Here is a 13842-nt window from a genome sequence, read left to right as displayed (position 1 = left end):
GATCTATGGGAAAAATATATAACTATTCAATTAATATTTATTAAATTACACTATGTTTTTCTAACCAAACTGTATGATGAAGTATTTAATTTTAACACTCTTTTTCTTCTCTCTGGCGTTTTCCGGTCAATGCCAGAATGACAATTGGATCAAGCTCGCCGAAAAAACGGTGGCCTTCAAAAATGAAACCGATAAGGTAAATCTGCTGGGCAAAGAAAATACCGTGAACAAAATCAAGCTCAAATGTGTCCAGGGGACCCTCGAACTCAAGCAAATCAGCATAGTGATGAAGGGAGGAGAGCGAGCCGATTATGACGCCAAAGGTCTGGGCGTTTTGACGAAGGGAATGTCCTCTCTGGCCTATGCAGTTCCTGACAAAGGAGGGAAAATCGACTATATAGAATTGGAATATGATACCAAGGGCAAGGTCGTACTTACCAAAAAAGCAAAAGTAGAAATTTGGGGCAAGGAGGATCGATAAGGCCAAATCCAGCACCGCATCCACCCTCTGAATGTCGATATTCAGTAAGGAGTTGGCGAAAGTCAATTAAAAAAGGAGGAAGGCAATAGATGCCTTCCTCCTTTTGGTTGCAGTAAATCATTTGCAATCATTAGGTATTGACCACTTCCCCTCCATTCGGATGGAGGAATTGGCCGGACATATAGCTAGCATCCTTACTGGCCAGATACACATAGGCGGTGGCGACCTCCGATGGCTCCCCAGGTCTTCCCAGTGGAGTATCCACCCCAAATTCCGCTACTTTCTCTTCAGAGAAGGAAGCTGGAATAAGTGGAGTCCATATCGGTCCGGGTGCCACCCCATTGACCCTAATTCCACGATCTGCCAAGTTGCCTGCCAAAGAACGGGTAAAGGCCACGATAGCCCCTTTGGTGGAAGAATAATCTATTAAAGTCGGCTTACCACGATAGGCGGTTATAGAAGCCGTATTCACAATCGCCGCCCCTTTATTCAGATGCGGCAAGGCCGCTTGAGTAAGGAAGAAATAGGAATATATATTCGTCTCAAAAGTGTGTCGCAACTGCTCCTCGCTGATATCCTCCAGCCTCTCCTGCACGTACTGTTGAGCAGCATTATTCACGAGAACGTCCAGCTGACCAAAGGCAGAGATCGTTTTCTCGACCGCATCAAAACACTCCTGCTTCCTGCTGAGATCTGCCTTGATGGCGATAGCTTCTTGCCCATGTTTTTCTACCAAACGTACCGTTTCTTGCGCATCTTTATCTTCATTGAGATAAATGATCGCAATATTGGCGCCTTCCGCAGCAAAGTGAACAGCCACCGCTCGCCCTATGCCACTATCCCCGCCAGAGATAATGGCCACCTGGCCTTTTAGCTTTCCGCTTCCCTGATAATCTGATCGTATATATTCCGGCTTAGGATACATCTCATGCTCTTTCCCGGGTTGTTCCTCCTGATGCTGTCCTGGTTTTCCTTTTTTAGTTTCCATAGTTTTAGTGGTTTTAGTTTCAGCCAAGACACATCAACAATAAAGCCAAAACCCAGAGGTAAAGCATATTTTAATCTATAAAATTATGGTTAAAATTATATTAAAGACCCAGCAGACGATATATAAACTTCCACTTACTGTTTGATAATATATCCATGGGAGGCTTGGCCACCGTAGAGTAAGAAGGGCTTTTCAATCTTATCCTTAAAGAAATCATTCACTGCCTTCCTTACGCCAATATTAATTTTGTCCAAGTGATATGATTTAGGCACAAAGGGATTCATCTTTGGATCATAATAATCCATAAAAACGCACACTGCTCCAGGGGAAAGACGGGGATAAATATGCTTCATGCAAAAGAGGATTAGCTCCTCATGGACTTTGGGATCCCCTCCCCAGCCGCAGTCGATATGAGCAAAGGTGATCTGTTCGGGAAGTTGCTCAGGAATAGTATCCTCAAAGAGCCCTTTGTGAATATGGGGAATGGGAAGCTTAGCCTTAATGAAGTTAGCCTTCAGCACCTCCAGCACATCCCCAGATTCCTTAAACTGCACGTTGAAACTATCATAAAGATGAAGGGATTTACTGCTCGGCTGTATCGAGAGGGTCTTCTGAAATAATAAAGCAGACTGGCCAGTAAAGGTCCCTAGCTCCACCAGCTCACCTGGGATGTCATTATCCAATACAGAACGTAAAAGGTGGAAGAAATTAATGCGCTGCTCCAGGCTGTTCATATCTGCCGCCGTATCGAAGGAGCCAGTAAGCCGAAGTCCGATTTTTTTTAGGAGCTTATTAATAAAAACAAAGCGCTCATTAGAATGATTGGTCCGACAAAAAGGCGGATTGATCACAAAGTAATTATTCATAGTAGAGGTTATTTTGGGTAGGGTTTAATTTACAAAATATCACCCTTCCTACACCCTTTTCTATGTGTATTAATTCAGGAAAAATCAATAAAATAGGCTAGGCAATGATTTTTTCGATCACATTTCCGTGAACATCCGTTAATCGGAAGTCGCGACCTTGAAAATGATAAGTTAGTTTTTTGTGGTCTAATCCCAGCTGATTAAGGATAGTCGCTTGCAGATCGTGGACATGGACACGGTCCTTGGTGCCATAGTAGCCGATCTCGTCGGTTTCGCCATAGCTGATTCCCGGCTTGATACCTCCGCCAGCCATCCACATCGTGAAGGCCTCGAGGTGATGATCCCTACCTATAAAACTCATTTCTTTTCCACCACGATTTTCCCGCATAGGAGTTCGTCCAAACTCCCCACCCCAGACCACAAGGGTATCATCGAGAAGTCCCCTTTGTTTCAGATCTTTGATCAGGGCCGCCATTGGCTTATCCACCTCCTGGCAGCGGTCGTTGAATCCGAGGTGAAGGTCTTCCATCTTATTGGAGCCATGGGAGTCCCATCCCCAGTGATAGAGCTGAATATACCTCACACCTTTCTCCGCCAGCCTTCGTGCCAGCAGGCAATTGTTGGCAAAAGACGCTTTGCCGGGCTCGGTGCCATACATCTCATGGATATATTCGGGCTCATCCTTGATATCCATGGTCTCCGGCACAGACATCTGCATCTTATAAGCCATTTCATATTGGGAAATACGGGTCATAATTTCCGGATCACCAATATCAGAATATTGCTGTTGATTGATCTCATTGATAGTGCTGATGGTTTGCTCACGCAGGTCTCTGCTCACCCCTTTGGGGTCAGATAGGTATAATACGGGGTCTCCTTGTGAGCGACATTGCACGCCCTGATAGACGGTGGGAAGAAATCCACTTCCCCAGATACTTTTACCTGCACTGGGAGTAATCCCTCCCGACACCAAAACCACAAAACCAGGAAGGTTTTGGTTTTCCGATCCGAGGCCATAAGTCACCCAGGAACCCATGCTAGGCTTACCGAGGCGAGCACTTCCCGTCTGCATAAGGAGCTGTGCAGGGGCATGGTTAAACTCATCTGTGTGCATGGCTTTCAGGAAAGCTACATCATCCACACATTCCTTAAAATGTGGCAATCGATCCGAAACCCAGGCACCAGACTGACCATATTGCTGAAAGTCAAATTGCGGTCCCAACATCTGCGGAGTCCCCTGGATAAAAGCAAATCGCTTCCCCTCCAACAAAGATGGTGGGCAGTCCTTGCCATCCAGCTCCTGGAGCAGAGGCTTATAATCAAACAATTCCAGCTGTGAAGGTGCTCCAGCCATATGCAGGTAAATTACCCGTTTGGCTTTAGGGAAATAATGTGAAGGCAAGGCTTTCATGGGATTGGCTAAATCCCTGCCCAAGCCTGCGGAATTGGTCTCAGAACTACATCCTACCAGACCGCTGCCCATGAGTGAGCCTAAGGCTAATCCGCCCATTCCTGAAATACATTTTTTGAGAAAGTGCCTGCGCGTATTGAGTTCGGCATTTCGTATCTGAGCTTCTTCAAAAATATTCATATCAGTAATTGATTTTTAAGCGGAACAACTATTCTTTGGTCACAAAACTATCGGTATTGAGCAAGGCATTGGCCACCATGGTCATGGCATTCATATGCACATCCTCCACTATTTGGCCATCAGCCTCCATACGCTCGCCAGAGCTCTCAAAGTGGCCTTTGGCCTTTTGGTAGAGATTCTCCAGGGAAGCTAATATTTCTTCAGAAGGCTCCTGATAGAGGGTCAGCAGGTATCCAGCTTCCAGCTGATCCGCCAGGTCTGAGTCCTGCTCCACCATTCTCCTAGCCAGCGCCTGAGCGGCTTCGATATACACGGGATCATTCAGGGTCACCAATGCCTGTAAAGGCGTATTGGTCGAGATCCGCCGATTGATGCAAAACTCTCTGCTGGGGCTGTCAAAGGCCACCATGGAAGGATAAGGGCTGGTCCTCCTCCAATAGGTGTATAGCCCCCTTCGGTACCTGTTATCACCCTCACTGGTCACCCATCTTTCGGGGTTATTGATGACCTGCCAGATTCCATCCGGCTGCGGAGGCATCACCGAATGTCCAAGCAGCTGCGGGCTGAGCAGTCCACTTACCGCCAAAGCCTGATCTCGAACCTGCTCTGCGGTAAGCCGTACCCTCGGGCCACGGGCCAGCCAGTAATTGGCCGGATCCTTATCTCTGAGCGCTGGGCTCATCTTTGAACTTTGCTTATAGGTGGACGAACTCACGATTTGCCTGACAAATGACTTTATATGCCACTGATGATCTTCTCTAAAACTTACTGCCAGCCAGTCCAAAAGCTCCGGATGGGTAGGTGGAATGCCTTGGGAGCCAAAATCTTCCTGTGTTTCCACGATACCACGGCCAAATAGCTGGCCCCAAATCCTATTGACCGTCACGCGGGCAGTGAGGGGATTATCATCGCTTACCAGCCACCTGGCCATTCCCAATCTGTTCTGCGGTGCTCCATCAGGCATGGCAGGCATAGACCCCGGCACGCCAGGCTGAACTTCCTTGCCATGTGACATCCAGTTGCCTCGCTCAAAAACGAAGGTCGTCCGTTGTTCTTCCGCAGGAAGCTCCTTCATAATGGGCAAGGGCTCCCCTCGGAAGGAATGCAATTCTTTTTCCTTTGCCGCCACCAGGGAAGCTAAGGTCTTTTCTTGTCCCCCCGCCTTTACGCTGTCCAGCCAGTGAATAATGGCCTCGCGATTGTCCTCCTGCACCTCGGTAAACACGGGCATGGTAGGCGTATCCGTCCAGGTATCAGCGTCCTGGGTATTATTCATAAACGCATAGAATTCATAAAATTCATCATGCTTGATCGGATCATAGGGATGGCTATGGCACTGTACACAGGCCATGGTGATGCCCTGCCAAACCTCCCAGGTGGTATTGACTCGATCCAGAACTGCCGACACCCGAAATTCCTCATCGTCTGTACCACTCTCATCATTGGTCATGGTATTGCGATGAAATCCCGTGGCGATCAACTGGTCCTGACTGGGAGAAGGGAGTAAATCCCCCGCCAGCTGCTCGACCGTAAATTGGTCAAAAGGCATATCTGCATTAAAAGCCTTGATCACCCAATCCCTGTATTTCCACATGGGGCGATGGCGGTCTTTTTGGTAGCCCTTAGTATCTGCATAGCGAGCGAGATCCATCCACATAGCGGCCCATCTTTCGCCGTAATGCGGAGAATCCAATAGCTCGTCCACGATATCATTGTACGTTTCTTTCGTTGGTTTTGCGCGATAGCGCTGAATATGATCCGCCCTGGGAGGAAGTCCCACCAGATCCAGACTCAGCCGTCTGATCAATACCTCTGGTGCTGCCTCCGGAGAGGGCTCCAGTCCATGCTCCCCCATCCTGGCCAGGGCAAACTGGTCGATGGGATTAGTTATCCATTCCTCATGATCCGTCTCCGGCAGCTCAGGAGATTCTGGCGGCACAAAAGCCCAATGGTCTTCCCATTTAGCGCCTTGATCTATCCATTTCTTCAGGATTTCCACTTCCGCTTTGGACAGTGGCGGCCCTTCCGGCGGCATACGCTGCTCTGGGTCGCTGTGTAAGATCCGTTTGATCATCTCACTGTCACTGGCATGACCGGGAATGATCGCCGGCTTACCCGACTTATTTGGCTCCAGGGCCTCCTCTTCAAAAAGTAAACTGAATTTGCCCGATTGCTTCACGCCACCGTGGCAGGTAATGCATTTAGTGTTTATGATCGGCCTTACTTCTGCATTGAAATCCACCTTGTCACTTTCCCCACCCGCTTTTTCACAGGATATCATCAGCCCCATTGTCAGCATCAAAGCTGAGAAAGGAAGCCATAATTTCCTAGTCCATTTATTGATCGGTAGCATAATATAGGTATTGTGTTTTGGGTAATTTAAATTCGCTCAAGCTTTACTGGATAGGTCTTTTCGGAATTCCATTGAGGAATATAGATGTTTTCATCCTCATCAATGCAAACATCATGTGGATTCATAAAGGTCTGCCCATCGTATTTGATCGACTGTAGGACCCCGTCTTGATACTCAGGAGCAGATCCTCCTGGAGCCGAAACCATCTGATCCTTTCCGTCAAACACCACCACCAGACCATCATAATCCTTACGGCTCTCGGTTCTGAGAACTGAGAAATATAGGTTATCACCTTTGATCACAGGTCTGTTGATCCAGCAATTGGCGGCAGAGATGGTATTAAGATGCTCACCATCGAGGGAAAACCTCTTATACTCATGCGCCAATCGGGAAGTGATAATCAGTTCGGCAGCCTCCCCACGGCTGTCAAGGCAAATACCATGAGCCTGTTTCAGTTGGTTATCTCCCTCACCAGTGCCCCCAAAGTGACGGATATATTCCCCCTCCGGGGAATATTGAATCACGAAACTTTTGCCATATCCGTCCACCACATAGATGTCCCCATTTGGCCCAATTGCCGTTTCGGTAGGCCGGTATTGCTCCGGAGATTCGTATTGGCCCGTTTCCTTCGGGTAGTCCAAGGTCAAGAGTATTTGACCATCCAGGCTGGTCTTGAATACCTGATGGCGATCATGATCGGTGATATAGAGAAATTCCTCTCCATTTTCATCATGCAAACTCAGGCCATGAGCCCCAGGAAAATCATGTCCCCAGGACTTCTCTACCTTTCCAGATCGATCATAGAATAAGATATTATTCCTGGTTTCATTGGTCAATAATATTAAGCGGCCCTGAGCATCCTGCACCATCTCATGGCAGTCTTTTACTGGATAGATCGTGGGATCCTGAGTCCCCCAGCCTTTATGCACCTTATAGGTGAAGTCACCATGGCCAACTGTATCGCTATCTTTCGAATAACCAAAATTAATATTTGGAATAAGAAGGCCTGAGGCCAGAGCCAGGCTACTTTTTTGAATGAATTTTCTTCGAGAATGAGGTAATTCTACCTTGGGACTAAGCTTCATTAGTGGGTAATATCTTATTGGGAATATATCTTTTTTTACAATATAGAATCTCTACTTACTATACTTAAACAAAACTTCAGTAAGCCTAAACTCATCTTCATTTTATTAAAATACTGCGACTCCAAACCATTCAATTAACAATAAAAAATCCAGCTTTTCAATATTACCGCCCCCTATTAGCGGAATCGATTCCGTAAATTCTGACTCGGTTTCCAAGCACAATTAAAAGGTGATTTGTGATAGCCTTTGGCTAAAAGCAGCTAATTGGTACTATAGGCATATTAATGGCAATTGGCCTAACTTTGAGCACTGCTACTATTTTGCACAGGCTATATTATCTAGGACATATAAAATTGTAATGGCAAAAACAATTTTCATTAATCCCCAAAAAAACCCATCCAAAAACTATTATTATTCCTGAGAAATTTCGGGTAAAAAGGAACGCTTTATTCCTCTGAATAAAGGCCGTATTTTCAAGGGGTACTATTAACCCAAAAGCAACTATTAAATTAAGGATTTATAAATTTCAATCCTTACAGATCGGTGACAAAGAAAGTCACGGTGTTCTTCGACTTCGTATCTACCCTATCGCTACCTTATTATATTAGGTTTAGAAAAGAGCCCTAGTTATCAGAACGGAAATTATCATAGATAAACTGATCCTTAAATTTTTCAGCGTATTCCTTTGGCCCCAGGCCAAAAAACTTCTTAAACGACTTGGTGAAATAACTAGGATCCTTAAACCCCACCTGGTAGCCCACCTCAGAGATCTTACATTTATTGCTTTCTATGAGCATGGCCGCCTTTTTCATTCTGCGCTGAAGGATCCATTCTTTGGGCGTTTGGTTGGTCCAGGCCTTGAATTTCGTATAGAGGATGGTTCGACTGACTCCCAGATCCTCGCCGAACTGGTCCACGGTAAACTGCTCATTGGACAGATTACAGTCAATAATTCCAAAGGCTTTGACCTTCAATTTATCATCCTCGGAAAGCACCTCCTTCTCCATCGCTGGGGATTTCTCTGATATTTTCTCTTTCAGATGATGCTGATTTGCCAATATATTCTGGCATTTCATTAGTAATTCCTTGATGTCAAAAGGCTTGAATAGCAATTCGACCGCTCCGGATTCTAAACCTTGGATTTTGGTATAATCAAGCTTATTTCCTGTCAACAGAATCAAGGGAATATGCGAGGTTTTAGGATTGCCTTTAAGTTTTTCTCCTAATTTAATTCCTCCAAGCTTAGGCATGACCACATCACTGACCACTAGATCTGGCTGCTCTAGCGAGGCGATTTTATAGCCTTCCAAGCCATTTTGTGCCCAAATTACGGTATAGTAAGGCTTCAATACGTCGGTGATAAACCTGGCCATCTCCGGATTATCCTCCACCAAAAGCAGTGTATATTCCTTTTGGTCTTCCACCACGGGATTTTGATCCACCAAAGAACCAGCTAAAGTCGGCTTATCAATTGTCCTTAGCCTTTTTTGCTCCTTGGGCTGCTTGTCTTTGGTGGCAGGCAGATCCAGAAAATCCTCATGAAGGAGGGGGAGAAAAACGGTAAAGACACTGCCAGAATCCTTAGTGCTGGTGACGGAAACTTTGCCCTGGTGAAGCTCCATGATATCTCTCACGATGGCCAAACCGATCCCGGAAGCCGACTTATATCGACCATTGATTTTTCCATCAGGCACCTCATAGTATCTCTCAAAAATATGGTCGAGCTCAATCTCCTCCATGCCGATGCCGGAATCCTGAATGGCAAGGGCTATATATTCTCCTGAGGGTGTGATGCTTACAGAAACCCTACCCTTATTGGGGGTGTACTTAAAGGCATTCGAAATCAAATTATAAATCACCTTTTCGAGCTTGGCCATATCAAAAGGAATGACGATGGATTTGTCAGAACTCTGAAAAGTATAATCGATCTTATTGCATTTGGCTAAAGGAACAAAGGTCTCGTACAAGCCTCTGACGAAGGGCACTATGTCCTGCTGCGAGGCTTCCAGCTTCATCCTGCTATGCTCAAACTTGGTGAAATCCAATAATTCATCCACCAACTTATACAGCTGATCCGAATTTTTCTTGATATTCAACAGAGACATATACAATTTATGAGGGCCTTTATATTCTTCCAGGATCCTCTCCAGCGGTCCGGAAATAAGGGTGAGCGGGGTCCTGAACTCATGTGAAACATTGGTGAAGAATTGGATTTTATTCTTATGCTCAATCTGCTCATTCATGGCATCCCGGGTTTGTATTTCCAGCTTATGCCTGAATTGCAGTCGTGACAAATAAATATAGGCGGCTGCGGCGATCATCATGGCTACCAAAGAAATATAGATCAAAATCATCCACCACCTCTTCCACAGTGGGGTCTGCACCTCTATTGATAATTCAGTAATCTCCCCTGTAGCAAAGCCTTCACCGGATACACTCTTGATCTGAAAGGTATAATCGCCGCCATTTTGAATGGTATAGCTTACGAAGGGCAGGCTGCTGGTCTGCCAGCTTTCATCCAGTCCCTTCAAGCGGTACATAAATTTGTTTCTGGTGGCATCGATATAATTGGGAATCGCAAAATTCAAGGTAAAAGAACCTTGCTGATGGCTCAGTCTGATATGATCTACAAATTCTATGGACCGATCGAGAATCCCGGAACTGTCCCGCGGCAGAATGGCCCTGCCCTCCACCTGAAGGCCAGTGATTAGTACTTTGGGGTTTTCCCGATGTTTGGAGACCAGCTCATTGGGATAGAAGGTAGTCACGCCCGAGGCCCCACCAAAATAAATCTTACCTTCCCGGGACAGTAATTTGGAGGATTTATTAAACTCATTATCCATCCCTCCCTGCTTATCCCCATAGATTTGCAAGACCTTATTTTCAGGATTGTACCGAGCGATCCCCTCATTGGAGCTGAGCCAAAAGGTCTTATTTACATCCTGCTGAATGGCATATACGGTCGTGATGGACTCGAGTCCTTGGGACACCAGATGATTTCCTTCCACCTTAAACAAGCCGTGATCGATGGTGCCGACCCAGATCTCCCCCTGATAATCCTGATAGATATCCTGTATATCCACATCCATTTGCTCATTATCCCTTACATATATCGGTAGCACATGCGCCTGCTCACTTGAGGAAGGCGGCAGAGTCAGGATGCCTATCCCAGTGGAAGTCCCCACCAGTAGCTCCCCATTATCCTTCATATGCAGGATCCTTATGACATTGCTAAGGTTGGAGTTTTTTAGGGAGATCAGCTGTATTTCTCTCACCGTATTAGTCTGTGGATCGAGGAGGCTTACTCCTCTGGTCAGGGTTCCGAGCCAGATTTTGCCATTAGGTCCATTTTCCAGACTGATGATCCTATTGGCCAGGGGCGAGAAGGGGCGGGAAGGACTAAGAGCAACCTGCCGGATATCTCCTTCCTTGGAGATGCAGAATAATCCCTCATTGAAAGTTCCCACCCAAAGTCTATTTTGTGGGTCCACAAGCAGGGATTTAACAGACTTGATTTGGACGCTGTCATTTATGGTATGGATATAATGGTATTGCTCCTCCTCTTTATCAATATACGTCAGCCCCTTGCCATCTGTGCCGAAGTATATCCTCCCCGACTCTGTCTGCACCATGCTGCTGACCACCTTATAGCTGAGCTGGCTGCCACCAGAATCGTCTATTTTGGAGAAGTTGAGTTGCTGGCGATTGCGATAGTTGACTCCACCATAGTAGGTCCCCACCCAGATGGAGCCCGCATTATCGCTGAATAAGGACCTGATCTTATTATCACTAAGGCTATTTATATGGGAATTGTGCTTGATCACCGTCACCTCAAAAGACAGATCGATCACTGCTATCCCATCAAAAGTCCCCACCCATAGGCGGTTTTGATCGTCCAAGGTAAGCGCTCGTACATGGGTATTCACCTGCTCTCTGCGGAGCAAATAAGTCATATTGTGAACCTTACCCGTGCGCTTATCCAAATAATATAGACCATCCTCTAAACCGACCCAAATCCGGTCATAAGGATCTGCCATGAGCACATTAATGTCCACATTCCGGTCCTTCAGGCGGCCTTGAAAGGGATAACTGATAATATCAATATTACCGGATTCTTTTCCATTATAATGTCCTAGACCATCTCGGGAGCCTATCCAGAGGTCCCCGCCCGGAGAACTGTAGATCACATTTTTTTGGAAAGAATTTTCTTTCCTGAGGCCAATAGCATCCACGGTGACCTTACGTATGGTCTGTTCGACCTCATTATATACCAATATCCCCTTAGTGGTATTTAGCCATATTTCCCCTTCAATCCCTACTGTAAGTGAGTTAAAGAAGAAATCACTATCCATATCAAAGGCTACCGGAAGTGTTAAAACCTCAAACTGGTTGGTTTCGGGATTATAGGTACTCAGGTGCTTAGGACTCACAAAATACAATTTGCCCTTAGCGTCGAAAATTAAATCCCGAATTTCATTTAGATTGGTCTTTGGAAAGGAGTCGTTTTTGATATATGCTAGCTTATCTCCATCATACCTTACCAAGCCATTTCTAGTTCCAAACCACATCCGCCCCTTGCTATCCTGAGCGATATCAGTCACGGGATTTAAAGAAAAATAAATAGAGGTGGAGATATGCTTGAAGTTATTGAGTCCGTCATTGGCGGATGCTGGCGAAATAAAACATAAGTGAAAAACTAAAAAGCAGCAATATACCAGCCCAATTTTAAGGGCATATTTGAGAGTATATTTTGGGTGTTTATTCATTAACCTCTATTTTTCAGTCTTCATAATCCTTAGCGCTGAGCCTTGGCGTTTTATTCGCTTTTGCAAGGCTTGGAGTATAACCATGGACGAGCCCAGACATCCTCCACAATCCACCCTTCAATTCACGGTCAAAACCTTATGATTGAAATGAAAACCCTTTCTAGTAATGAAATTCTTATAGTAAAATAGTTTCAATTCTACAGAAAATAGGTCATTTATCAAATTTTTAACCTGGGGATTGGTAAATATCACTCTACACAGGAGGTGGAACTGGCTCATTCAAACCTAAAGGAATCCATCTCGACCAGATTTTCACCTGAGCCTTTGAATACAAAGCATAGCGATTCGTGCTCAGAAAGCCCCTCAAGGCCCAGAGAATAGTCCTGCCACCGGGAGGAATTGGGGTTTAAGGTCTTCCTTGCCAAAACTTTTCCTTCCGGACCTCCTCTCCGAATCTCGATGGAAGAGCTTTTATTTACTTTCAGTTTCAAATGCAGTTGTTGGTTCTTTTCTAAGCCTTCGATAGAGGGATAGATCAGATAATCTCCTTCTTCCACCGCTCCAATTGCAAAGTCAGCATTTGGCAGGGATTTCTTTATAATTCCCTCGGCGCGAAAGTAGTCTTCTGCTTGGAGCAGGCCTAGGTCTGCCCTATATCTGCCCACCCCCACACTGTCGATTCTAATCGGGGCCATCTCCCCATTTTCCAGGTAATGCACATAGCTGATAAAGGTGTCTCGAAACCAGCGATTCCCAGTTTGGCTCATATCACAGTACGCATAGTACCATTGGTTATGCCATTCGAAAAAAGAGCCGTGACGCCCTTGAAGAAAACCATTGGGCCAAGTGGGGGATTCATGCCCCTGGACAAAGCTCTCCTCGTTGATTACTTTCCCTGCATATTCATAAGGCCCATACAGCTGATCCGACATAGCATAAAAGCATCCCCACGAGAGGTAATATTTACCATTATACTGATGCATAAACGGCTTATCATCGGTGGGTTTTTCCTTATTTTTACCGTCAGGATTATAGGGGCCTCGCGGATTATTGATGGGTATCTTTCTTGGCTTTTCTGCCAGGCTCATCATATCCTCTCCCAGCTTGGCGATATAATAATCCCAAACCCCAAAGATGATATAATGCTCCCCCTCTTCCTCAAAAATACTAATGTCATATTCATGGGTGGGGGTCATCTCTTCAGTCAAGAGTGGCTTGCCCAATACATCCTTCCAAGGCCCTGTAGGGCTATCCCCTACGACCAGGCCAGTCTGGTCATTTCCCTGTGAAAAATACCAAAAGTACTTCCCGTCTTTTGTTCCTATATCTGTGGCCCAGCATTTCGAAAAACCAGCACCTATATAGGTTTCTGAGGGATCGAGAACCGACCGCTGCGTCCAGTTCACCAAATCCGGGGAGGACCATATCCACCAATCCTCCATTAGGAAGCCCTTATTATCCATGGATTTATCATGGGACGCATACAGATAGGCCGTATCATTAAATATCCTAATATGAGGGTCGTTTAGCCCCATATTGGGTACAATGGGATTCTGCGCCTGAGCGATGCTCACCGTGCTAAAAACTATTATGGCCAGTATTATTTCTTTCATAATTTTACGCTTAATTCAATTTAAAAACACTCTAGCCCATCCCAGGCAGACTGATAATAAAATTATTGGCTGAGTGAGAGGGGATATATGGAATATGTT

At 45.7% G+C, this 13842-nt stretch carries 8 protein-coding genes; 1 reads left to right on the top strand and 7 read right to left on the bottom strand.

Going from position 1 to position 13842, the window contains the following annotated elements:
- Window positions 1-73 precede the first annotated feature (73 nt).
- Window positions 74-481 (top strand): DUF2541 family protein, encoded by a 408-nt coding sequence (locus B050_RS0108240; protein WP_018473435.1) that lies wholly within the window; start codon window positions 74-76, stop codon window positions 479-481.
- Window positions 482-611: 130 nt separating this feature from the next.
- Here B050_RS0108240 and B050_RS0108235 read toward each other — a convergent pair whose 3' ends face one another.
- The 7 genes from B050_RS0108235 to B050_RS0108200 all read right to left on the bottom strand — a co-directional run bounded on the left by B050_RS0108235 (window position 612) and on the right by B050_RS0108200 (window position 13743).
- On the bottom strand, window positions 612-1469 hold the full coding sequence (locus B050_RS0108235) for an SDR family oxidoreductase (protein ID WP_026235740.1): 858 nt from the start codon (window positions 1467-1469) through the stop codon (window positions 612-614).
- A gap of 134 nt (window positions 1470-1603) precedes the next feature.
- Window positions 1604-2335, bottom strand: coding sequence for a TylF/MycF/NovP-related O-methyltransferase (locus B050_RS0108230; RefSeq protein WP_018473433.1), 732 nt, complete (start codon window positions 2333-2335; stop codon window positions 1604-1606).
- A gap of 97 nt (window positions 2336-2432) precedes the next feature.
- On the bottom strand, window positions 2433-3926 hold the full coding sequence (locus tag B050_RS0108225) for a DUF1501 domain-containing protein (protein WP_018473432.1): 1494 nt from the start codon (window positions 3924-3926) through the stop codon (window positions 2433-2435).
- A gap of 28 nt (window positions 3927-3954) precedes the next feature.
- Window positions 3955-6279 (bottom strand): PSD1 and planctomycete cytochrome C domain-containing protein, encoded by a 2325-nt coding sequence (locus B050_RS0108220; protein ID WP_018473431.1) that lies wholly within the window; start codon window positions 6277-6279, stop codon window positions 3955-3957.
- Window positions 6280-6305: 26 nt separating this feature from the next.
- Complete coding sequence (locus tag B050_RS0108215; RefSeq protein WP_018473430.1) at window positions 6306-7364, bottom strand: NHL repeat-containing protein; 1059 nt, start codon at window positions 7362-7364, stop codon at window positions 6306-6308.
- A gap of 623 nt (window positions 7365-7987) precedes the next feature.
- On the bottom strand, window positions 7988-12130 hold the full coding sequence (locus B050_RS0108210; protein WP_018473429.1) for a hybrid sensor histidine kinase/response regulator transcription factor: 4143 nt from the start codon (window positions 12128-12130) through the stop codon (window positions 7988-7990).
- Between the two features lie 275 nt (window positions 12131-12405).
- Window positions 12406-13743, bottom strand: coding sequence for a family 43 glycosylhydrolase (locus B050_RS0108200; RefSeq protein ID WP_018473427.1), 1338 nt, complete (start codon window positions 13741-13743; stop codon window positions 12406-12408).
- Window positions 13744-13842 lie beyond the last annotated feature (99 nt).

It is taken from the genome of Echinicola pacifica DSM 19836, from assembly GCF_000373245.1.
GTDB classification, from domain to species: Bacteria; Bacteroidota; Bacteroidia; order Cytophagales; family Cyclobacteriaceae; genus Echinicola; species Echinicola pacifica.
This window is presented reverse-complemented; position numbering and strand designations above follow the sequence as displayed.